1 protein-coding gene is annotated in these 26,112 nt (G+C 65.3%); it reads right to left on the bottom strand.

Going from position 1 to position 26,112, the window contains the following annotated elements; genetic code table 11:
* Positions 1-41: 41 nt before the first annotated feature.
* Positions 42-25,916, bottom strand: coding sequence for a Calx-beta domain-containing protein (locus tag EJE94_RS09715; RefSeq protein WP_121240999.1), 25,875 nt, complete (start codon positions 25,914-25,916; stop codon positions 42-44).
* Positions 25,917-26,112: the final 196 nt, after the last annotated feature.

Raw genomic sequence — 26,112 nt, 5'->3', positions numbered from 1 at the left:
TTCCAGTTTCAGGTTGAAGAATTTCAGGCCGGGTCGATCCGTCATGAGGCGAGATTTTGCACGAAACTGGCCCACCGCGTCTCGTTCAGGAAGCTAAAGTTGCTCGAGCTGTAGTCCGCCGCGGCGGCAGCCGTTGCGGTGCCGGGCAGGAAGACCGACAGGCCGCTGGCTTCGGCAACCTGCGTTTCCGCCACCACGGCGGCACTCAGGGCCTGACTGACGGCCTGCGCCGCGCTGCGCAGCGATGCCGACAGGTCGGCGTCCGCGGCGACCACGTCCATGTAGGCGCCCAGGTCGATATAGTCGTTGCTGTTGTAGTTGCGCACCCCGGTCGCCGTCCGGTCCTGCCGCAGATCGGTCCAGCCGCCGCCGGGCATGGCCTCGGTGGCGGAGACGAACTCGTTAATCCGCGTGATCAGGGTCGACAGGCGGCTGGTATCGATCGCCGACAGCGTCTGGGTATTGAAGTAGGCCGTGCCATAGGCATTGACGGCCGCCGTCGCCAGCTCGCGGTCCGTCGGGTTGCCGTTGAGGGCGAAGGTGTTCAACCAGCGGCTGTAGTCCCAACCGTCGCCGGGTTCCAGATCCTGCGAGGCGACAACGAAGTCCGCGACGCCGCGGACATCCACGGCCTGTTCGACCATACCCTGGAGGCAGGTGTCGAAGCCGAGGAAGTCCACCCTGCCCAGCGTCGAACTGGAAATCGCGTTGGTCGTTTCGGCGATGGACAAGTTGGAGCGCCCGGCCGTGGTGAAGTCCCAGCTGGTGCCGGAGAGGCCGCCGCCGTGATCCCAGACCACCAGACCGTAATTCGCCGCCCGGTAGTTGGACGCGGTCCAGTTGATGAAGTCGGTCAGGGTCGTCGGCGAACCGGTATCCAATTCGCCCAACGACGTCAGCGAGCTGGTGAAGGACGACAGGTTGCTGTCCTGCCTGATCAGGCCGCGCCGCGTGTCGGTCCAGTTGCCGTCGGCCGTGCTGTAGCCGGCGTTGCGGTCGACCATGACGACGAGGCGCACGCCGTTGGCCAGGGCCACGGCCTCCATTTCGTTGAGGTCCTTCAGCGCATACTGCTCGAGGTCGTTGTCGGCCGCGATATAGACCATCAGCGTCCAGTTGCCGAGCCCCTCGCTGGCCGCCACGGTGCGCATCACCACGTCGCGCGAAGTGGAGAGGCCGTAGGTGTCGGTCGCCGTAACGCGGACATCCAGGTCGTTGATGTTGCCCGGCACCGAGGTCGCGCTGAAGGTGCGGGTGGTCGCGTTGAAGGCGAGCCAGCTCGGCAGCGCCGTGCCGTCGGAGAGCTTGGCGCTGTAGGCCAGGGTCTGGGCATCGGTGAATGCGTCGCCCGGCACGGTCCAGCTGAATGGGCTGAGTTCGCGCGCCTCGACGAAGTCGGGCAGGCCGCCGGCGTAGCTGGGCGGCACGTTGCCCGCCCCGCCGCTGCTCAGTGCCACCGAGACCTCGTAGTTGCCCGTGCTGTTGGCCGCCCCGGTCACAGCGACGTAGTAGTTGCCGGCATCGCGCGCCGTGAAGGTGACGCGCGAATCCAGACTGTCGCCGAAATCATCATTGCTGGTGCCGTCGATCAGCGTGCCGGTGGCGTCGTAGACCCCGCCGATCATCGGATCGGTCAGCTTGTTGCTGCCGGGCACGCCCCGCAGGTTGATGGAGTAGGTCTGGCCGGCGGACAGGGCGACCTTGATCCAGTCGATGTCGTAGGCCGGTGCGATCACGCCGCGCAGCGAGCCGCCCACCGTCACCACGCCCGTGGTGCTGACTGTGTCGCCGTAGTCGTCGGTGATCCGCGGCGTGCGGATGGTGAAGGTCGTGTCGACCGACTTGTTGTCGCCGCTCGTCGCCGGATCGCCGTCGAAGCCCGGATCGGTGGCGCGCAGGCGGATCTGGTAATCGCCGGCACCATTGGGTACCGTGCCGACGAACATCTGCGCCGCCGCATCGAAGGTCAGCCAGCTCGGTAGGGCGCTGCCGTCGCGCTGGGTTGCAGTCAGGGCCAGCGGCTGGCCTTCCGGATCGCGGAAGACGTTCCACGGCAGGCGCAGGACGAAGCGGCCGCCCTCGGGCGCGGACTGGTCATTGATCGGATTGGTCACCACGGGAGCCTCGTTGCGCGAGGAGACCTGCAGCGTGTAGGTACCGGTCAGTGCGCCGAATGCCTCCGCGGCCACGTAGTAATCGCCTTCGGTCGCGATCGCCAGCGCCACCTGGGCGTCGGTCGTGTAGGCGCTTTGCGTCGTGTAGCCGGACGACGTGATGCGGATCGAGTCGTCGCCATGCGACCCTTCGAGCTGGGTACCCGCGGCATTGTAGATGCCCGAAATGACCGTATCGGTCAGGGTACCGCCGCTACTGGGCGATCCCTTCGCAGTGAAGGTATAGGTACCCGCAGTCAGGTGGACGCGGAACCAGTCGACATCCCCTGCCAGTTCGATATTGCCGGCGAGGCTGCCGGTCTTGTCGGCCGTGTTGCCGCTCAGGCCGATGTTGCCGACCGCCCCGCCCGCTTGCATCGCCTCGATGCTGGCGACGTAGTCATCGCGGGCCACCTGCCGCAGGCCCAGCGTGTAACCGGTGACGAGACCCGTGATCGGGTCGGCGCTGGCGGCGTCGGGAGAGACACGCAGATAGTAGGTGCCGGCGGCCAGGTTGTCCGAGAGGATGGACTCATCGAGAGTGCCGGTGTTGTTCGATGCTGCCAGCTGCGTGAAGTTGGTGATGCCGCCGCTCGTCGCGGCGCTGTAGAGGGCGATGTCGGCATTGCCGACCAGGCCGGTCAGGCTCGCGATCACCCGGCCGCCACCGTTGGTCGTGACGTTGCCCAGCGTGAGTTTGTACCAGTCATCGTCGGAAACGCCCGCCGCCGTATAGCTGACGAAGTCGTTGAAGGATTGCGCCGTACCCGTCAGGGTCACCGCCTTCGGCGCAAGGCTGCTGCTCAGGTCGTCGCTGCGAATGACGCCGACCGCCGACGCGTTGGCCGTCGTGCCGGCCGACGGAGTGATGCTGACCTTGAAGTACTCGTCGGGCTCGAGCAATGTGTCGCCCTTGACGCTCAACGTGATCGTCTTCACCGTCTGCGTGCCCGTGAAACTCACCGAACCGGACAGCGCGCTGAAATCGCCGGAATCCACCGTGGCGAAGTCCGTCGACGCGATGCCGTCGATCGTCCAGTCCACCGTCTCAGCGGCGCCGAGGCTTGCCCCGTCGCGCCATACGTTGAACACGTAAGGGGTCGTCCCGGAGTTGCCTTCGAGCTTGAACTGATCCACTGCCGTGATCGCATAGACCGAGGCGCCGGGAACCGGCGTATCGTCGTTGCGGATGCGCCCGGTGACTGCCGCATTGGCGATGGCGAGGTTGTTCGAGGCGCCTGTCAGCGTGACCGTGAACAACTCGTCGGCCTCGGCCACCGCATCGCCCTTGATATTGACGGTCACCGTGGCCACGCTGGCATTCGCCGCAAAGCTGACGGTTCCGGACGGGAAGACCGACGTCGTGGTGAAGTCCGCCTCGGTCGTCGATCCACCGGGCACACTCACCGCCCAAGTCGCGGTTGCGGCCAGACTCAGGTCGCCGTCGCGATAGACGCTAAAGACATATGGCGTCGTCGCCGAGCCTTCGTTTTTGTAGGCGTCCGCCGTGACCAGCCGCAGCGTCCCCGGCATCACCGCGAAGGTATCGTCGATGATGCCGTCGGTCGAACGGAACTGACCGGCGTTGTCGGCCGGCGTCGCGCTGATCGCCCAGCCGCTCAGCGTGTAGGCGGCCTCGATGCCCGAAACAGCGCCCGGAATCACGGAGAGCACGTAGGTCCCGGCACCCAGTTGGCTGACGAACGAGTCCTCGGTCGTGCCGCCGTTGAGGCTTTCAACAATCGAACTGCCTGGCAGGACGGTAGCCGTCGACGACGACAACTGGTAAAGCTTCATGTCGGCGTTGCCGGTCATGCCGCCCAACTTGAAGGACACCGTGCTCGCGGCGCCCAGAGTGAACTTGTAGTTGTCGCCGAGATCGAAAATAGGATCGTCGTCGATGCCGTTGTCGGTGGTATCGGGATCGTGCGAACCCACGTAGTCGCTGAACCTTACCGGCGTACCGGACAGCGTGACACTGCGCGCCGTCCTCACCGTGTCGCCGGCACCGTCGGTCGGCGCCATCGCGGTCATGTTGAGGCTGTAGCGCGTATTGACGTTGTTTTCGCCGCGCAGCACATGGACGTAGTAGGTGCCGCCGGCGAGGTTGTCGATACTGATCGACTCGGCGGTCGTACGGTTGTTGCGTCCCGCGGCCACGACGGCGCCATTGACGTTGAGCAGTTCGACGTCCGCGTTCCCGGTCATGCCGTCCATGGTCAGGCGCAGGTTGCGCGGCCCGGCGATGGTGAAGGAATAGTAGTCGTGCGGGTCGAGCGAGCCGATGAAATCGGTGTAGGTGTTGCTGTTGCTGCCCTGCGGGACGATGCGCCGCACCGTGCTGGTGCTTGCCAGCAGCGAGGTGATGTCGGCGCCGCCGCTTTCGGGAATGCCGCGGACGCCGAGCACGAGATCGGGATCGGCGTCGGCGACGTCCTGCAGCGAGACGTCGAGCCGGTAGGCGGATGTGTTGAGGGCATCGCTGCCCTGCTGTATGCGGAGATAGTAATCGCCGGCGGCCAGTGCCGTCAGCGGGCCAACGTCGTCGGGATCGACGCCGAACATCACGTCGAAGATCTCATCGGCCGGGCCGGCTGTCTGGCCGGCATTCGCCGGCACGAAGTAGTTGCCATTGACGACGTTGCCGTCGGCGTCGAGGATGACGGCGTCGAGGTCGCCGCTCATGCCCGTCAGCTCGACGGCGAGGCGCTGCGCCGCACCGCTCACGGTGAACTTGTAGAGATCGGCCGGGTCGTCGGCGCCGACGTAATCAACCTTGGTCTGGACCGTCGCGCCGAGCGAGGTCAGCACCACGGGGGTGCCGATATTGCCGCCGGCATCGACGCGCGTCAGCGGCGTGCCCTTGAGGCTCAGCGCATAGGTACTGGCCCCGGCCGCGGGATAGACGCGAACGTAGTAGGTGTCGGCGAGCAGGTTGTCATAGACGATCGCTTCGGCCGCGTTGCCGCCCGTGGTGCTGGCTGCTATGCGCACGCCGTCGGAGTTCAGCAGTTCGACATCGACGTCGCCGCTGGCGGCGATGCTGGAGAGGCCGAGCTCGAAGCGGGTCGGCGACCCCAGCGTGAATTTGTAGTAGTCCTGCGGATCGGCATTGCCGACGGCATCACGGAAGACCTGCGGTGTCGCCGAAAGGGCCACCGAGCGCGCCGTCGCCATCGAATCGTAGGCCGTGGCTGCGGTTTCCAGCGTCTCGGCCGACATGGTCAGGTCGTAGAAGGTGGAAGCGTCGGCCCATGGCGTCACCCAGACGTAGTAACTCCCCGCCGTCAGGTTATTGACGAGGATACCCTCGCTGCTGGCGCCGCCGAGCAGACTCGACTCGAGCACCTGACCTGCGGCATTGAGCAGGCGCACGTCGGCGTCGTCGCTCAAACCGGTCATCGCCAGGGCGAAGCGCGTGGCCGAGGTGGTGGTGAACTTGTAGTAGTCGCTGCCATCGGCCCCGCCGACGAAGTCGGTCAGCGCCAGCGGTGTCGCCGTCAGCGAAACATTGCGCGCCGTGGTCAGGGTATTGCCGGCCCCGTCGGTCATCGGCGTCGAAGCCAGCGACAGCGCGTATGGCGTGGCGCCCGCATAGGACGAGACGCGAACGAAGTAGTCACCGGCGTTCACGTAAGGCAGACGCATGTTTTCGGCGGCGTTGCCGCCCTGCAGGCCGGCCTGGACCAGCGTGATCTCGGTAGCCTCGTTCACGATGCCGTCGCCATCGTCTTCCCAACGGTAGAGATAGACGTCGGCGTCGGTATTGACGGTCATGCCGCTCAGCGTCAGGCTCAGCGCGCCCGCCGCAGTCAGGCGGAAGCGATAGAAATCGTTCTCGTCGATGGCATCCCCGCCGACCGGATCGCCGATCCGGTCGCTGAAGATTCGGGGCGTCGCGCCGATTTCGCCGAGATCCCGGGCATCGGCCCAATCGCCACCGGCGAAGTCCGGATTGACCAGATCGTCGTCGCGGATCATGGCGTCGGCGAGCGGGGCCGAAATGCTGTAGTTGGACGACTGGCCGCTATTGGTCAGGTTATTGACCGGCGGCAGGATATGGACCTGGAAGGCCTCGTCCCCTTCGCCGACCGTGGTGTCGCCGCGGACCGCGACCGTGATCGTCTGCGAGGCGACATTCGGCGCGAAGGTCAGGCGCCCGCTCGGCAGGTCGCCGAGCGCGCCCACGCCGAAGTCGGCATAGCTGACGTTGCTGTCCGGCGCCGTCTCGACCTGATAGGCCAGCGTCCATGCATCGGCGAGATTGCCGCTGCGATTGACGCGGAAGGTGAACGCGGTCGTGCCGGCATTGCCCTCGAGAAGATCGGCTGCGATCGGCGTGATCGAGAACAGGGTCGTCGCCGCGACGTCGTCGCTGGTGATGACCGCGTTGGCCACGAGCTTGCCGCCCGTGGCGACGCCTTCGAATGTCACGCCGGACAGCGGATTCACTTCGAGCCTGAACGACTCGTCGTTTTCCACGAGCGTGTCGTTGGCGATGTTGATGGTGATGCTCTGGACCTGCACGCCCTGGCCGAAGGTGACACTGCCTGACGGGATGACGTTGCCGACGAAATCCTCGGGATCGGCGGCGAGGCTGGCGGAAATGCCCGTCGTGACCACGCTCCAGTTGAAGACGTTGGTGACGTTGGCTTCGGGGCTGAGACCGGAGCGATTGAGCGTAAACACGAACGGCGTGTAGGTCGCGCGCGCCTCGACGCTGGCGTTCTCGGCGATCGTCGCCGTGCTCGGCTGGATGCTCAGGGTGATGTTGTCGTCGTTGTAGATGCGCGACGTCGCCTGTCCCGTGCCGACTGCGGCATTGCTGACCGGCGCGAGCGTCACGCGGAAGCGCTCGTCGCCCTCGCTGCCGGTGTCGCCCGCCACGCTCAGCGTGAGCGTCCTGGCGGTCTCGCCGACGGCGAAGGTGATCGACCCGGAGGGCATCGCGGTCAGCGTGGCGCCGAAATCGCCGGCAGTCAGGCCGGCATCGCCATCCTGGGCTACCGACCAGCCGACCACGCTCGCGACATTCGCGTTGCCGCTGCGACTGACGGTGTAGACGAAAGGCGTCGTGCCGCTGTTGCCCTCGGCCTGACCGGACACGGCCGCGACGATGCCGAAGGTCGGCAACTCATCGTCGTTGCGGATGGTGGCGCTCGCGCTCGACGTCGCGGAAAGAAGGGCGTTCGCGGGATTGCTCAGCACGACGGCGAAGTTTTCGTCCGCTTCCACCGCATAGTCGGCCCTGACATTGACCGTGACCGTCGCGCTCTCCTGCAATGCGTTGAAGGTCAGCGTGCCCGAGGTCGCGCCGACGAAGTCGCCGGCGATCATGGTCGACGGCGCCTGGACTGCCCAGGCGACGGTCGAGCCGCGCGGCGTCAGCTGGTCGCGCGTCACGGTGAAGACGAACGGCGTGCTGCCCGGCGTCGCGGCCGGACCGCTGCTGCCTTCGTCCATTGCGCCGTCGACAATTCCGTCGGTATCGTTGAAAGCGATGGAAAGCGCTGGGGGCGAATCGTCGTCGCGGATGATCACGGCGGCGGAACGGGCGGTCGCGGAAACCACCGCGTTCTCGGTCCCGGCCGTCAGCAACTCCAGCTTGAACTGCTCGTCGGGTTCGAAGATATCGCCGGCTACCGTCGTCACGGTGACGTAGGCAACGGCCTGGCCGAGCCCGAAGGTCTGTGCCAGGGGTGCGTTCATGGTCACGCCCACGAGGTCGGCGGCACTGGCGGCACCCATAGTCGCGGTGGTCGTTCCCGGGACGAACTGATAGGCAGCCACCGATTCGACGTCGAGATTGCCCGTGCGGCGCAGGGCGAAGACGAACTGGCCGGCCGGCGTGCCGGCCGACGTGGTGCCCTCGATCATTTCCGTCTGGAGCGCGGACACGCTCACGCTCGGCAGCGCCGCCGTCGATCCGCCGTAAGGCGCATTCACCGCCACGGCGTAGAGCCGGTCGGCGGCGTCATTGCCCCTGAGTTGCAGGTAATAGGTGCCGGTCGCGGTCGGCGTGTATTCGAAGAAGTAGCTCTGCATTCCGGCGATGCCAGCCACGGACGAGCCGCCGTTGGCATCGCTCGCCAGCATCAGCGAGTCGGGCAGCGTCGTCGTCTGGGCAAGGTCGCCGGTCGCGTTGAACAGCGCGAAGGAAATGTCGGTCGTCGCCGCGCCCTGCCAGGCGCCTGTCGCCGCCTCGAAGCTGTAGCCCACACCGGCGTTCAGCGTGACCTTGTACCAGTCGCGGTCGCCCGAGTCGAGCCAGCCGGCGTAGGGTTCGCGTGTAGCCACCAACGTCTTGGCGTTCGCGCGGTTGGTGCTCTCATCGTAGCTGGACGACAGGCGGGTCAGAACGGCGTAGCCGCCAACCTCGCCGGCGCCTCCGTTGACCGTGAAGGTGCGCGGTATCGCCGAGCTGAAGGACTCGGTCGTCGTGAAGACGAAAATGCCTTCCTGGTCAGAGTCCGCGTTTCCGAGAATCGACGGCGAAACCGACAGCGAGGGATGCGCGATCTGCGCCGAGATCACCGCAGCCTGTACGCCTGCAGCTATCGTCGCGGGCAGCGTCACGCCTGGTGCAGGGGCAACGGCGAAGAGGTCACTGTCGCCCGGTTGCCACAGCGATTCAGTCTGCTCGTTGAAATTGAAGCCATTGACGAAAACGGTGCCGTTTTCATCGTCGTCGTTGTTGATGCGCACCGGCGCCACGTAGGCCTGGTTGCCCGGGATCACGGTCGTCGATGTCGTGGTCCGCCAGGTTTCCCCGACGACGACGTTGAACCACTCGTCGGGCTCAGAGAACGAGTCCCCGACCAAAGTGACATTGGCCGTAGTACTGGTAGCACCCTCCGCGAAGGTCACGAACCCCGTCCGCAGGCCGCTGAAATCCGCCGCGTTGGCGACGTTCTCGCCGATCTTGCTGAAGCCGTCGGCGACATTCACGTTCGGTGCACCGATCCGCCAGCTCGCGACATCCGGCCCGAGGTCGGCATCCCGGGTGATGGTGAAGGTCAGCGTGGTCGGAATATTTCCTTCGCTTACCTCGTAACCGACGGTGCCGAAGGGCACGATCGTCCCGAGCGACGCCGCGCTGCCACCGGACACGGTCACGTTCGTAATGGATGCGACCGAGTCGTTGTCGTCGATCACGCCCCAGGCGATACCACGCGCAGGTTCGATGGTCACGCCGGCCGTCGGGTTGGACAGGCTGACGCGGAAGAGTTCGCTTGCCTCGACGGCTGTATCGTCGAACGTCGCGATCGTGACATCCATCGCCGTGACGCCGGCGGCGAAGCTGAGCGTGCCGGCGGTCAGCGTCTGTCCGAGGTCGGCGGTGCTTGTCGAGACGTGATTCAGCGTCCAGACCACGCTTGCGGCTACAGCCGTCGAGATGCTGCGGCTGACCGTGAACACCATGTCCGCACCCTCGACCTCGTTCCGCACATAGGGATCGATCGCAAAGGTATCCGGCAGATCGTCGTTGACGATGCGCGCCCCGGCCGTAGCCGATTCGATGGACGCCGAAACGCTGACCGAGGCCGGCACACCGACGTTGGCGGCGCCGCCCAGCGTCACCGAGAAGAACTCGTCCTGCTCGAAGCTCTGGTCGCCGGCGACGCTGACCGTCACCAGTGCAAAGTCAATGCCTGCGGCGAAGCTGACCGTTCCGCTGGGGAGAACAGTGCCGCCGAAGTCGGCCGCATTGGTCGTCGGGGATCCGGCCGTGACCGACCAGTTCGCCGTGCCGGCGTAATTCAGGTTGCCGGAGCGACTGACGACGAAGACATAAGGCGTCGTGCCGCTATTGCCTTCGGCCTGTTCGAAATCGAACGCATCGATCCGGTAGGCCGTGTTCCGCCCATCGTTGTCCTGGATCACGCCGACAGCGAAGTCCTGAGACGTGCGAGTGACATAGGACGGATCCTGCGTCAGGCGCAGGGTGAAGAACTCGTCCGACTCGGTCAGGAGGTCATCGGTGCTGACGATCGTGACGCTGGCCGCCGTTTGGCCGGCGAGGAAGGTAACCGTGCCTCCGGACAAGGCCGGAGTGAAATCGGCGCTGCCGGCCGAAGAGAACGCCGTATCGAGCGTGTAGCCGACGTTCAGGCTGCCCGTCCCATCGCTGCGATAGACAGTAAATACATGACCCGCAGCCGAACCCTCGGTCACCGGCATGCCGCCATCGGCCGCCTCGATCCAGACGGACGGCAGGAGGTCGGATCCGGTCTGCGAATGGACCATCGTGAGATCGTAGTCGGTGGCGCCGTAGTAAGGATAGACGCGGACGTAATAGGTCTCGCCTTCCGTGACCGCGAAGCTCACGTTTTCGGTGCTGGGACCGCCGGCGAATCCGCCTGCGATGTACCAGCCGTCGGAATTGAGTACCTGCACGTCGGCGTCGGCGCTGAGGTTGCTCAGGGTCAGACTCACCGAGCCCCTGGCCGCAGCCTCGAAGCGGTAGTAGTCATTGGTGTCGCCACCCGTGGCGACGTTGTCGCTGACGGAGAGCGTTCCACCCGCAGCCAGGACCCCGACCGCCTGGTCGAAGCCGTAGTTGCCGGTCGCGTAGGCCGCATCGGCCTGGGCGATGCTGTTCGCGCCCTTGTCGGCGCTGCCGCCGGCAAGGATGATTCCACTGGCCGTGGCGTTGGGCAGATCGAGGCGGCCGCCCGTCGGCGCGAAGAGGCTGACGGCGAAGGTTTCATCGCCTTCGGTGTTGTTGCTGTCCGCCGTGACCGTCACGGTCACCGTCGCGACCGTCTGGCCGGCGCTGAACTGCGCGAAGCCGCTCGGCAGATAGCTGCCGGCGAAGTCGTACCAGTCGGCCTGGCCGTATTGCGCCATCGGCGCCTCGACGTACCAGCCGACCGAGCCGGCGCGCGAGGCTTCCGTGCGCGTCACGGTGAAGGTGAAGTCGGTGCTCGCGCCACCGGCGTCTTCGGCGCGAACCGCGTCGGCCGGAGCGATGGCGTAAAGTGCTTCGGCCAAAAGATGCGATGCCTCGAGCACGTAATTGGTGTCGCCCGAATAGCTGCGGACTTCGATGTAATAGGTATTGCCGCTGGTGACGGCGAAATTGACCTCGTCGGGCGTCGAGCCGCCGTAAGTGCTGCTGGCGACTTGTACCGTACCCGTGTTGTCATAGATGTAAAGGTCGGCATCGGACACCAGTCCGGAGATGCGGACGTTGACCGCCGCACCGCCCGTCGGTGCATCGAATCTGTACCAGTCGTGGAGGTCGTCGGAACCGACCCACCCCGCGACCGGGTCGATCGAACCACCCGACGCAAGCGCCAGCGTGGTCGCGGCACCGAAGGTGTCGCCACCCGTCTCGTTGCGGTCGTCGTTGCCGATGACACCAACCGCGCTCGCCATGGTGACGAGAACGTCGGGATCGGCCGTGGAAATATTGACCGTGAAGGTCTCGTCGAGGCCGGAATTCTCAAAGACGGAATCGCCCGCCACGCTGACAGTGACCATGCGCGACATCTCGCCGGCCGCGAAGGTGATGCTGCCCGTCGGCGTCGCTGAGCTCCCGAAATCGACCGCATTCGCCGTGTCCAGGGCGCTGCCGATGCTCCAGTCCGCGACGAGGGTGTTCTGGACGTTGCCGCCGCGGCTCACCTCGAAGGTGAAGGCCCGCGTTCCGGAGTTGCCTTCCATCTGGTAGGCGTCGCGCGGCATGATCGCCAGCGTCGTCTGCCTGCTGAGGTTGCTCAGCGTCAGTTGATAGTCCGATTGCCCTATGTAGCTGTATACCGCGACGTAATAATCGCTTCCGCTCACCAGGCCGCTGAAATTGATCTGCTCGGCCGTGTTGCCGCCCCAGGTGCTGCTGCCCAGCCAGTTGCCCTGGGCATCTTCGAGGCGCACGTCGATATCGGCGGACGGGTCAAAGGTGCCGCCGCCGACGCCGGTCAAATTCAGCGTGAGGGCGCCGCTCGCCCCCGCCGTGAAGCGGTAGTAGTCGGTCGGATCGCCGGCCCCGCCGACGTTCTCGATGCTGCCGCCGGCGAACCAGCTCGGCAGCGCCAGCGTGGCGCCGGCGCCGAGATTTCCGAGGCTGTAGGCCGAGTCGCGGGTGGAACCGGCGTAGTCGTTGGTGTAGTCGTCGTTCCAGACGCCGAGCGTCATCGAGCCGGCGCCATCGCGCACCGAGGAGCCGCTCGGAGCCGTCAGCGAGATGCGGAAGCCTTCGTTGTTCTCGATGCGCGCATCCGGCACGCTGGCAATGGTCAACATCCGCAGCGTCTCGCCGGCGGCGAAGGTCAGCGAGCCGGCCAGGGCGAGCGTGTCGCCCATCGCGCCCGTGCGCGTGGCGCCGGTGACCGACGAGATGTCGTCGTTCGAGGCCGCGACGTCGAAGCTGATGCCGTAGTGTTCGAATGCTTCTCCGGCCAGGTTCCAGCCGACCGTACCGCTCTGGTCGACGCGGCCGCTGCGGGTGACGCGGAACACCCAGGACGAGCCTTCCATGCGGTCGGGCCAGGCCCACTGGCTTTCGAGGCCGATCGCATATTCGGGCACCAGGTCACGAATGGTCGCGCGCGCTTCCTGGTAGTCGGACACGATCACCGTACCGCCCGGGTTGCCGAAGGCCTGCGTGCCGGCGAAGGTGGTGTTCGCCGAGTTGAGCCGCACGACGAAGTCCTCGACCTCGCCGGCGAGCGCGTCACCGAAGACGGCGACGGTGATGAATTTCTCGGTTTCGCCAGCGGCGAAGGTGACGGCCCCCGTCGGCAGCACGGTGGACGTGCCGGTGCCGAAGTCCTGCGGATCGGCGGCGATGCTCGCGGAAATCCCCGCGGTCTGAACGGCCCAGTTGACGACCGTGGTCGCGTTGTTGGCGTAGCCCTCGCGCCGGACCCGGAACACGGCCTGATTGGTCGTGCCCGTGCCGCCCTCGATGATGTTAGACGAGACCGCGTCGATTCCGACCAGCAGATTGGTCGGAATCGGAGTGCCATAGCCGTCCGAGGTCTGAATCAGCTGCTCGAAGTTCTGGTCCTCGACGTTGACGCCGTAGGCGCCCGTGCCGGTACCGAAGCCCGTCTCGCGCACGACGAGGTAGTAGTCCTGGGTCTGGTCGAGCCCGGTCTCGTCAAGCACTTTCCAGGCGCGCTGGTAGGACATGCTGTCCCTGCCGGCGACATAGATGGCACCGTCGGCGAGAGTCATCTCCTCGATGCTGGCGGCATTCGGCACGTCGAAGCGGCCATCGCCGTCGAAGGTGCGATCCAGCGTGCCGTCCGCGTTGTAGCGGACCAGCGCGCCGTAGCTGCCGGACATCATGTCATAGCCGCTGGCAGCGACCAGGATCTTGCCGTCACTCTGGATCACGACGTCCGTGGCCCAGCTGCCGCCCATCGAGGAGGCAGGATCGAAGTCCGTGATCACCTTGCCGCCGGTGCCGAACGTCGTATCGAGCGCGCCGGTCGCCGTGTAGCGGACGAGCGCGAGCCGCTGCTCGCCGGTCGCCAGATAGGTGCTGCCCGCAGCGACGATCTTGCCGTCCGCCTGCCGGGCCAGCGCATCGATAGAATCGCTGCCGCCGAGATCGGTGATCACCTTGCCGGCGGTGCCGAAGGTGGTATCGAGCGCGCCGGTGGCGGTGTAGCGGGCCAGGGCGAAATTGCCCGTCAGGTTCATTTGGGTGGTGCCGGTCGCCGCCTCGCCGCCCAGCAGGATCTTGCCGTCCGGCTGGACCAGCATGTCGTAGGCCGCGTCGAGCGTGCCGGTACCGATCTCCGTCTGCACCGGAGAGCCGGCGTTGAAGGTGGTTTCGGGGGTGCCGTCGTTGGCGTTGAAGCGCGCCAGCACGAATTTCCTCTCCGCCGGGAGGCTGGTCGCGCCCGTCAGCGAGGCATACCCTGCCACCAGGATGTCGCCGTCGTTGTAAGCCAGCGCGGTGACCTCGCCGTTGGTCGTACCCGCGCCGAGCGAGACATTGAACGTCAGCGTGCCGCTCGTGCCGAACGAATAATCTGGCATCCCGCTCGAGTCCCAGCGCGCCAGGGCGAAATCATTCGCCGTATAGGTCGAGTTTTCCGCATAGCCGCCGACAACAAAGTAGTCGCCGGGCATGACGGCGACCGCGTTCGGATAGTCGTAGCCATCATTGAAGTAGGCCGAGGCATGGCCGAGGACAGTGCCGAACGGATCGATGGCCTCGAAGCCGAGCGTGCCCCACGTCGGCTGTCCCGCAACGAGGATGGTGCCGTCGCTCAGCGCCGCAAGCCCGTTCTGTCCGACCGACTGAACCGTCAGTTGTGTCGAGCCGGCCGTGCCGAAATAGGAGTCGAGATGCACGCCGCCTTCGGGGATGCCGTCGTTGTTGGTATCCAGCTGCGGCGTCGCGAAGAAACCGCCTTCTACCGCAGGCAGGCCGTCGCTGGCGGGCAGCGACCCGAAGGTCTGCACCCACTGGCCGTTCGCGTCGCGCAGTTCGAGCGTGAGTTGCTGGCTGGCGAAGTGATCGACGCTGAAGCGATATTCGTGGCCACGGACGAGGCTGACGCGATACCAGTCCTCGTCGCCGTCGTTTTCGATCATGCCGAGGTGATCGCCGTAGTTCAGGGACGTGACGGAAGCGGCATGCGCAATGTCATAGGCGATGTTGGCCGTCTGCGTCGTTGGGTTCATATCCCATGACGAACGGCTCGGCACGTCGTCCTGACCGTTGACGCCGACCCACAGGCCGTAGTCGCCGGTCAGCCCGCCGCTGCTGCGCGCGCTGATGAAGTAGTCGCCGGCCGTCGCCGGCGTGAAACTCATGACTTGGCCGAGGCCACCATCGATGGTATCGACCGAAGCGGCGGTCACCGCCGAGCCCGCGCCGTTGAGCAGGCGCAGCGAGATGCCGATGTTGTCGGGCGAACCGGCCACGAAGTGGTAGTTCAGTCCGCCGGCGAGCGAGACCTTGAACCAGTCGTCATCGGTGGCATTGTCGAGGCGGCCGAAGGTGTTGCTCATCACGCCGAGGCGGCCGGACGTGGTGGTCGTGCTGCCGTAGTCGTCGTCGTCGTCGAGGATGCTGGTATTGATCTGCCCGGCATCCCAGAGTTCGTTCATCGTCGGGTCGTCGTCGAGAATGCCGGCGACGGCCGTGCCGTTGCCGATCATGCCGCCCATGGGTGGCATGATGGAGACGCTGAAATACTCGTCGCCCTCGAAAGTGCCGTCGCCCGCCACGTTGACGGTGATCACGGCCATGGTCTGGTTGGCGGCGAAATTGACGCTTCCGGACGGCCACATGTAGCCCGTGCCGCTGAAGTCGTCGAGATTGACGTTGCCGATCGAGGACATCAGGGACCAACTGACCGAGGCGGCCGGAGTAAAGGTTCCGGTCGGGGTTCGCGTGACGTTGAACTTGAAGGCCGTGGTCGTGCCGGCCGCGCCTTCGTTCTTGACGACATTGAGCGGATCGGTGGCGATGCTGAAGACGCTGCCCATCGGAATGATGGTTCCGGCATCGTCGTTGGCAATGACGCCGGTGGCGCTCCAGTTGGCCTGCTGAACCTGGATGCCGGGCGCGGCCGTGACGGTCGAAATCTGGACGTTGAAGGACTCGTCGGCCTCATTCTGGGCGTCGCCCTGGATGGCGACAGTGACCGAGACCTTGGTGGCGCCGGCCGCGAAGGTCGCCATTCCGCCAGGCATCATGCCACCGGCGAAGTCGGAACCGTCCACGCCCATCATCGGCATCACCGACCAGCCGACCGTCGTCTGCGTCCCCAGCCCTGCGCCGCTGCGCCAGAGGTCGAACACATAGGGCGTCGTGGTACTGGCGGCGCCTTCCTTCCTGAAGCCGTCGGCCTGCGCGATGGCGACGATCTGGTACGGGGTGGTCTGCTGGTCCTGCAGCACGACGTTGAACCATTCGTCCGACTCGTCGATCGTGTCGTTGGTCACGTTGATGGTGAACTGGGCGATCTGGGCGCCCTGAGCAAAGCTGATGGTGCCGCTGGGCAGGCTGCCGCCGAAATCGGCGGCGGTCGCCACATTGCCCCAGCCGTTGTTGACCGCCTTCCAGCCTACGGTTTCCGCGCCCAGGTTGTGACTGAAGCGGGCGACGCTATAGACGAAGGCGCCACCTTCGGGTCGCTCGATGTCGTACCACGTGTTGGTGATGGTGCCGTTCTGCTCGGACATCGGAGTGGACGGGCCGACCGGCAGGAGCCGGTAGACCGCGCCGAACTCGGGCGGCGTCGGCATCGCGCCGTCGAGCACCGTGACCGTGGTCGACGCCAGGGTGACGTTGCCGCTGCGGCGCAACTGCACCTGGAAGGTTTCGGGGCCTTCGGCCAGCAGGTCGTTGGCAATCTGGACGGTGATCGTCCTGCTGGTTTCGCCCGGCATGAAGCTCACCGTGCCGCCCGGCAGGTTATCGGCCGTCTGAGGCGTGCCGATCATCGGATCGGAGCCGAAGTCATTGACATCGGCGCTGCCCGGCGTGGGCGTCGTGGCGACCAGCCAGGTCACCGTCTCGAACTGATCGGCCTTGCTGCTGCCGCGATCGATGGTGAACACGGCCGTGCCCGGGCTGGTGCCGTAGGGGTCCCATTGCGGCGACTCGAAGGCCACCGTGCTGCCGCCGATGGTGAAACTGCTGGTGTCGTCGTTGAAGATTCCCGCATAGGCGGTGTCGCCGCCGATGGTGGCGCTGCTCGCGCCGGACAGCACGACCGCATAGCCTTCGTTCGGCTCGATGCGCGAGTCGGCGGCGATGGTCAGGGTGACGAACTTCGCCGTCTCGTTGGCGGCGAAACTGACACTACCCGTCGGCAGCGCCGTGGCACCGGCGAAGTCGGTGACGTCGACGAAGTTGCTGCGCACAATGTCGTTGCGCACGGTCCAGGTCACCGAAGACGCACCGCTGACGTTACCGGTGCGATTGATGCGGAAGACCTGCGTCGTGTTCGTGCCGTTGCCTTCATCCTTGTAGGCATCGGTGATCGAGATGCTGAGCACGGGGGCGATATCGTCGTTGAGGATGCCGGCATAGGCCGGGGCCCAGGTATCGTCGTTCGCCGTGGCAACGCTGGAAACGATGCCCAAACTGACCCTGAAATACTCGTCGGACTCATCGTAGAAGCCGTCGCCGCGCACGCCGACGGTGATGGTGGCCGAGGTTTGGTTGGCGGCGAATTGCACCGTACCCGAGGGCAGGACCGTCGCGGTAGTGAAGTCCTGCGCATCGACGGGCGCGTTGGCAGAAGGCTGCACCGCCCAGGTCACGCCGGCGGCGTGGTCGAGTTTGCCGGTGCGCTGGATGGTGAAGGTGTAGTTGGTGGTGCCGCTGTCACCCTCGGCCTGCATCAGATGCGCCGGGTTCGTCGCTACTGAGAAACTGCTGCCTTCGGCGATCCGCTCCGCGGCACCGATGCTGGGATTCAGAATGAGCCCCGTCGTGTGGTCGTTGGCAAGCACGACGCTCGCGACGCCGGATTGCGCGTTCGAGAGGTAGACCTTGAACGCTTCGTCCCACTCCGCCGCATTGGCGTCGCCAAGGACATTGATGGTCAACGAAGTCTTGGTGGCATTGGCGGCAAAGGTGACGGTGCCGGAAGTTGCGCCGGAGAAATCCGCGCCGCTTGCCCATGATGTCGATCCGGGCGCCCAGATTGACCAGTTGGCGGTTGTTCCCTGCGCCAGCCCCGCCCCGCTGCGGTAAACGTCGAAGACGTAAGGCGTGACGCCCGAACCAGCCTCGGTCACAGAAGTCGTCGCCGGAGCGATGAACACGCGCTGGGTCGTCGCGGTCAGAGCCGCGGCCTGCGTCGGCGTGATGTCGTCGTTGCGTATGCGCCCGGTGACCTGCGCATTGACCAGCGACCAGCCGCCCGTGGGATTCGACAGCGTCAGATTGAAGTACTCGTCGGGCTCGACCGTGGCATCGCCGACGACGTTGAGCGTGATCAGCGCCGACTCGGCGCCGGCATCGAATGTGACGGTGCCGCTCGGCAACAGGGCGTTCTGGAAATCGTCCGCCGAGACCGAGGCAAGCCCGGAGATCGAGGGCATGCGCGAAACCGCCCATTGCGCAGTGGCCACCTGGCTGGTGTCGCCGCCGCGATCGACCCAGAAAACGTAGGGCGTCGTGCCGCTGTTGCCTTCGTTGGCATAGCCCATCACCTGCATCAGCGCCATCTGCTTGCTGTCGTCGTCGCGGATGCGGCCGGTCGCCTGGGCATTGACCAGCGTCATGTTGGCCGACTGGCCGTAGAGACCGATGTTGAAGTACTCGTCGTTTTCCTTGATGAGGTCGGGATTGATCGCCAGGGTGATGTAGGCCAGGCTCTGGCCGCCTGCGAAGCTGAGCATGCCCGCGGGCAGGACGCCGCCGACGGTGCCGCCGGCGAAGTCCTCGGCGCCGGCCGCGGCCGCCATGCCGGAATTGACGGACCACTGCACGGATTCGCCTGCGGCAAGGCTGCCGTCGCGCACGACGGTGAAGATGTAGTTGGAGGTGCCGCCGTTGCCTTCGTAGAACTCGGCGCCGGGCAGGATGCTCACCACGCTGCCCGCGGTGGCGACCGTGCTGTCGTCACTCTTGATGCGGCCGGTCAGCGACCAGGTATTCACATACCAGGGCTGGCTCGCGTCCATCATCGTCGTCATCGGATCGAGCGAGACGTTGAAGTTGAAGTACTCGTCGGTCTCCGGATCCATATCGCCCTTGACGTTGAGCGTGACGGAAGCAAGGCTCTGCCCCGGGGCGAAGGCGAGCGAGGTGCCCGGCCACTCGAAACCGGACTGCGCAAGTCCGAAGAAGTCCTCGCTGGAGGCACCGGCGAGCGAACCCATCATGAAATACGTGGACAGGTTCCAGTTCACCGCGAGCGCACGCGTCAGGTCGCCGTCGCGCCAGATATTGAACACATAAGGCGTCGCCGCGTTGTTGGCGCCTTCGACCTTGAAGGCGTCGGCCGTGGTGACGGTAATCACGTTGTTGGGACGGACGCCGGTGTCGCCGCCGCTGTCGCCCTCGTAGCCCAGATTCACGTCCTCGAAGCGGTAGCTGCGCAGCAAGCCGTTCGCCTGGCTGCCCTGGATGGCGAGGAAATATTCGCCCGCCGCATTTCCGCCCGGCAGCGAGACGTAATAACCCTTGCGCTGATAGCCATCGGTCGACTGGTCGGTGCCCATCGGCACATAGTTGTAAGGCGTGACCCCGCCGAAAACCTCGGCGCCCGCGCCATCGACCAGACGCAGCGCGAGATCGACGTCCGACGCGGTCTCGACGCCGAGGCTGATGCGCTGGCCAGGTTCGAGGCGCACGCGATACCAGTCCTCGTCGCCCGCCGATTCGAACCAGCCCAGGCCTATCGGGTGGTCGGCGACGATGCGGCCGACGGTGGAGGTGTTGGCCGCGTAATCGTCTACCGGACTGCCGGGAATATTGGAACGGGTCTGGATGACATATTCGCCCGTGGAAGCCACGCGTGCCGGATTGCCGCTGACCTCGAGATAGTAGGTGCCGCTTGTGGTCGGCGTGTAGTCGATCCGCGATCCGTTGGTGCCGGCAAAATCGTTGTTCATCGCCAGCGCATTGCCGCTGGCGTCGCGCAGCGTCAGGAAGGGATCGAACGGCGGGGGCGAAGAGTAGCCGCCGTTGTAGTAGCTGTCGTTGCCGTCGTTCGAATGGGCTTCCAAGAAATAGCGCGTGCCGGCCGCGAGGTCGACGCGGACCCAGTCCTTGTCGCCGACCTGGCCGATTCCGCCATCCATCACGCCGCCGATCGGTATCGTCGTCGTCGTGGCCGTGGTGGCCGGGCGCTCGTCATCATTGTTGAGGATGACGGCCGAAACGGTGCTGTTGTAGTAGCTCAGTGCCGCGTTGTCCTGGATCAGGCGGACATCGAACCACTCGTCGTATTCCGGAGTCACGTCGCCGGCGACGCGCACGGTGACGAACGCGTCGGTCTGGCCGGGATAGAAATAGACCGCACCCTTAGGCACCACACCACCGGCGAAGTCCGCCGCGGTGACGCCGGAATCGCTGAGGTCGACTGCCCAATTGACGCTGACCGGGGCGCGGTACACGCTCGCATCGAGCGTGTAGTTGGAGTTGCCGCTGATCGCGACGTAATAGCTGCCGCTCGCGGCGTAATAGGCGATGTTCTCGCCGGCCGTGCCAAGGCGGGCCGAACTGGCGACGAGATAGCCGCTGCCGTCGAAGAGTTGCAGGTCGGCGCCCGTCGAATCGAGTCCGGACAGCGCGATCTGGATCTGGCCGGGACTGGTGACGTCGATGCGGTAGAAGTCGGTCGGATCGGTGGCCGTAGTGACGGAACCCGTCACGTTCAGCGAGGTGCCTGCGCCCTGGCCGAGGGCGCCGAGGAACATCGCGCCCGAATCGTCGGTCGCTGTCGTGACCGAGCCGCCCCGGCTCAGGTCGAGGTCATAGCTGATCGCACCGTAGGACGAATAGGCAATGACGCGGGCATAGTAGTCGCCCGGGGTGTCGGCGTAGAAATTGACCGAATCGGACCAGGTACCGCCATAGGTCGACGATGCGACATAGCCGTAGACTGAATTGTAGATATAGAGATCGGCATCAGCCGTCAGGCCGGACAGCGTGACCTGGACGTTGCCGGTGGAGTCGACGGTAAACCGGTAGTAGTCGTCATGGTCGGCGGCCGACTCGACGGAGCCGTCGGTCAGGGTGAGGATGCCGCCGCTCGACAGCGTACCAGCCGAGCTTGCCGTAACGAAGTCGCCATTGACGGAAATGGTCGTGTCCGGGTCGGTAAAGCTGCCGACAGACGGCGTCGAAACGCCGAGGTTGTAGCTGATCGGTTGCGTCGTTGCATCGTCGGCAGCGACCTTGATGTAATACGTTCCGGGCGTGGTCGGATAGCTGATGAATTCGGCATCGGCGCCGCTGGCCAGGGACGATGCGACGACCACGCTGGAACCATCCAGCAGGTAAAGGTTGGCGTTGCCGGTTAGCCCGCTCAACGAGAGCTGCAGCGGGCCTCCCGCCGAAACGATGCTGAAGTAATCGTCATGATCGACGGCACGCTCGACTGTGCCGGACACCGAGGCATTGGTCGAAATGGACGTGGCGAGGCCGAGGAAATCGTTGCGCGCCCCCTCGGTGGTATCGTCCAGGACATAGGGCGGCGTATAGCTGCTGCTCGACGGATCGTTATAGGTGACGCGGAAGACGTAGTTCGACGTTGCACCGGCGTCACGCTCGAACTGGCGCGTCTGCCCGTAGTTGAGCGCGCTGAGATAGACGTAGGGCAACTGGCCGGAGGTGTTGTCGCTCGCCATGATGCTGCCATAGGCGGTGGAGTCGACCCAGTTGCCGGCGTAGGTCTGGCTATGCGCGAGTTCGCCGCCGACGACCGACGTCAGGCGGACGCGGAAGCCCTCGTAGCCTTCCGGCGTCACGTCGTTGTTGAGCGGCAGCGTGACCAGCGCGAGCGTCTCGCCGGGTGCGAAGCTGACCGAGCCCGACGGGAATTCCGTCATGCCGGCCCGGAAGTCGTCGGCCGTGGCCGAACCGCCCCAGGGAGAACGCTCGAACATCCATTCGACCGTGGTGCCCGTTCCCGTGACGTCGCCGCCGGCGCGGCGCAGAGCGAGGACGAAACTGCCGCTTTCCTCGTCGAGCGAATACAGCGGCGAGGCGGAGTAGTTCTGGTCGATCCAGACCAGCGGCTGCACCGACGGGTCGGACTCGGGCGCCAGGGAGAGGTCCAGGCTGTAGGTCGGGCTGCCGGAGCGACGCAGCGCGCGCAACGTGTAAATGCCGCCCGAGAGGTTGTTTGCCACCAGGGCGCTGTCGCCCGAGGCGAGCACTTGATCGCCACTGCGCAGTTCGAGGTCGACGTCGGCCCCAGCCGTGAGCGAGGCGAAATTGACGCGCAAGTGGCCCGGCCCGACGAGACTGATCTGGAAGTCGTCGAAAGTGTCGGTGCTGTCCAGGCTGCCGCCGACCCCGATGGTTCCCCCTACCAACAGGGGAGCGGTAGTTTCCAGGTCACTGATGCGGAAGGTGTTGCTGGAGCCGGGCACGTTGAGAAGCAGCCCGTTGGCATCGAAGAACTCGACGCGGAAGCGCTCGTTGTCGTCGGCTACCCCATCGAAGGCGACGCTGCCCATCGGCATCAGCGTGGCCATTGTCTGGCCTGGAGCGAAGGTGAGCGTGCCGCTGGGCCAGGTGCCCCAGAAATCATCGGCGCTCGCGGCGGGGCCGATGCTGTCGGCCACCATCCGCCAGTACATGACCTCACCGACCGGCATCATCGTGTTGCTGTTGTCGACGACCGAATAGTTGGCGTTGCTGCGCGTGACGCGGAAGGTCGGCGAGCCGCCGTTTTCGACGATGCGGCTGGTCTGGACGACCACTACCTGGCTGGAATCGTCGTTGACGATGCCGGCGAAGGAGGTCTGGCCGGCCGTATCGATCGAGGCGCCGGTCACGGTCGTCGGCAGCGAGAGGTTGACGGAATAGCCTTCGTTGCGTTCGAGCAGCGCATCGCCCGCGATGTTCAGGGTGACGAACTTGGCGGTTTCGCCGATGGCGAAGGCGAGCGAACCGGCCGGCAGCACCGTGGCACCGACAAAGTCCGATGCCGTGGCGATGTTGCCCCAGATGTTGTCGTTGCGCACCGCCCAATTGACGCTGACGGCCTTGGTGGTGTCGCCGGTGCGGTTGACGCGGAAGACCTGGGTGGTGTTGCCGCCCGTGCCCTCGGCCTTGTAGGCGTCGACGGTGGTGACGCTGAAGACGGCATTGGTGTTCGGCGCGACATCGTCATTGACGATGCGGCCGTAGGCCACGTCGCCGCCGGTGACGATCGAGGCCCCGCTGGCGCCGCTCAAGGTCACCGTGAAGAACTCGTCGGCTTCCGCAACGGCATCGCCGGCCACCGCCACGGTGATCTGCAAACGATCCACGCCCGGCGCGAAGCTCAGGCTGCCGGAAGGCAGAACGCTGCCGCCGGCGAAATCGATGGAATCGACCGGTGCAACCGTGTTGCCATCCATCATCGAGGTTGGGGCCACCGCCCAGTTCACGGTGGCCGGCACGCTGAAGTCGGTGCCGGAACGGGTGACCGAGAAGACGTAGTCGGTGGTCTGGCCGGTAGTGCCTTCGGCACCTGAACCGCCCTGAACCAGGATGCGCAGGCCTTCCTCGGGCGCGGACGTCACGCCGCCGAGTATGCCCGACGCCCCGCCGCTGAGCCGATAGCTGCGCGAATAGTCGTTGGGATGGGTGCCGCTGACGGCCATGAGGTAATCGGCGTCGGCGCCGAGCGGCGCCGTCACGGATATCTGGCGGATGGCGTAATTGCTGCCATCAGGCGCAGTAAGCGGTCCATTGACGCTGGTCGCGCCGGGCAGCGGGCTGCCGCCCGCCGTGCGCAGTTCGACAAGGCCAAAGCTCACGTCGGGCGACGAGGTGAGGTAGTAGGTATAAGTCTGGCCACCGCGCAGATGCAGGCGATAGACGTCCGTGTCGCTGGCGCCCGGCGTGCCGTTGGGCGGTTCGATCCATGCCGCCACCAGCAGGTGTTCGGCGTCGACGTTGCCGACGAAATTAGCGGGAATGTCGTCGACCCCGCTCGTGCGGGTCTGCACGACATAGCCGCCGGTGCTACCGCTGGCGCCGCTTATTTCGAGGGTGTACACGCCACTGGCTATCGGCGTATAGGAGACGCGAGCGCCATACACGCTGGCGAAGTTGTTGTTCATGGCGACGACGTCGGGGGCGACGACGGCCGTGCCCTGATAGAGCTTCAGGAAGGGATTGAACGTGACATCGCCCGGCATCCCTGAACCGATCGAGTTTGCATGGGCATCGAAAATGTAGGTGCGGCCGGCGACGAGGTTGAAGGTGTAGAGATCCGTGTCGCCGGAATACTCGATCTTGCCCATCGTCCCCAGTCCGACCGCAAGCCCCTGCGTCGCGGTGACGTCGACGTCGGCGGTGTGGATCGAGGCGACCGCGAAGTCCGAAGCGCGGTCGATGACGACGTTTCCGCCGGCACCGGTCAGGCGAACGGCGAAGTCGTCCGCTTCTTCCATGACACCATCATTGGCAAGGGCGATGGTGACGAAGACCGCCGTCTCGCCACCCTCGAACATGATGCTGTCCGATGTCGCCGACGCGAAATCGCCCGGCTCGGTGCCGGCACGAGCCTCGACCGCCCAGTTGAGCGTGCTGCCGCCTGCAACCGGCGGCCCGTTGAGCGCGATGCGGAAGACGAGCGAGCCGCCTTCGACCTGGCTGGAGGCCCCCCAGGTGGTGATCGAGGCCACCGCCGAAACGCTCGGACTGCCCTGCGCATCCGAAACCTGGACCGTGCCGCTCGTCGACTGCCAGGGATCGAGGACTGCGCCGTTGGTCGGGTTGCGCAGGACGATGTTGAAATTCTCGTAGCTGTCGTATATCGCGTCGTCGACGACGGTGATGCTGATGGTGGTGTCGGTCTGGCCGGGAGCGAAAGTCACCGATCCCGATGGCAGCAGCGTGCCGCTGAAATCATCCGCAGAGACCCAGCCCGGCAGGTCCTCGGTCCGCACGGCCCATTCGACGGCCTGGGGCGAGGCAAGGTCGGCGCCGCTGCGCGTGATGGTGGCGTAGAAGGTGCCGCCCTCGACCGCCGAGGAGCCCCCGACGATGGCAAAGCGCGGCGGTGGCGTCGGATCGAGGCGAGCGTTGAGGGTGTAGTTGACGGCCGCTGACGACCCGCCCGGCGAATACAAGGCCTTGATAAAGTAATCGCCGGGGGCGAGATTCAGGACGACCGACTCGTCTGCCATGCCAGAGTTGAACGATTGGCCGAGCGGCATGCCATCCGTGCCGAGCACCTGCAGATCCACGTATCCCATCTGGAAGCCGGCGGACGAGATGCCCGTCAAAGTCACCGTCAACTGCCCTGCCGCATTCAGGTGGACCTTGTAGTAGTCGGCGGGATCGTTGATGTCGGCGACGGCATTCGCCTGAGGCGCCACGGCATTGCCAACATTGAGCGCACCGAGATCGATTGCGCTGTACATCGTCGCCGCGTCGTCGCCGCTGGCGTAGACGAAGGTTTCGAGCTGGTAAGGCGTGTTGGCTCCGCCGAATGTCGATACCTGAATGTAGTACGTGCCCGCCGCAACGCCCCAGTCGAACAGTTCATTCGCTGTTCCGAGATTGCCGGAACTTGCACCCGCAATCTGAGCGCCAGACGCGTCGAGAAGGAAAATGTCGGCATCACCCGTCAGTCCCGACAGGGCGACCTGCAGGCGCCCGGAGGACGCGACGTAGATGCGGTAGTAGTCCCAGGCATCGGTGAAGGACAACGAGTCGGGGAGCATCTGATGGGAGCCGATATTTTGGATGCCCAGATCGGTAGCCGTCGACGGCGAAGCATTGCTGTCGCTGCTCCACTGTGCCAACAGGTTGTAAGTGGTGCTGAGCCCAGAGGGGTACGGCTCATTGAGGACGATGTAATAGGTCCCCGGCATCGAGACGTAGTACTGGATCTTCTCGGGGTCGGTGAAGGTCAAGTTCGACCCGGCGAGGGACATCTGGGTCGAGTCGTAGAACCAAAGATCAACGTCATCCGACAGTCCGGTCAGATCGACCGTGACCCAGCCGGCTTGGCTTACGACGATCTGATAGTAGTCGTACTGGTCGCCGGCGAATGGTCCGATACTGCTATCACCAGGCGCAGCCTGAAGGGTGAGATTGCTCGAACCGAGCGTCCCGAGCAGCGTGGAGGTTCCGAATGTGTTGTTGGTGTCAGCCATGATTAGCCTCGACTTCCGTCTGGTCCGCTGTGTTTTTCCGCCGCAGCCTGTTGTGCCGAGGGGCGCCGACTATCGCGGACGTACCTCCGGCATTTAACTTTCGTAACAGAAAGACTCTAATCCAAAAACCGCCCTTCCGGTAGGGCATTTGTCACGGGAAACGATCGCGCCGGCGACGGCCAGACTGGAATCGTGG

It is taken from the genome of Sulfurisoma sediminicola (genome assembly GCF_003865015.1).
GTDB classification, from domain to species: domain Bacteria; phylum Pseudomonadota; class Gammaproteobacteria; order Burkholderiales; family Rhodocyclaceae; genus Sulfurisoma; species Sulfurisoma sediminicola.
The sequence above is the reverse complement of the archived record's forward strand: the minus strand, read 5'-3'. Positions and strand labels throughout refer to the sequence as shown.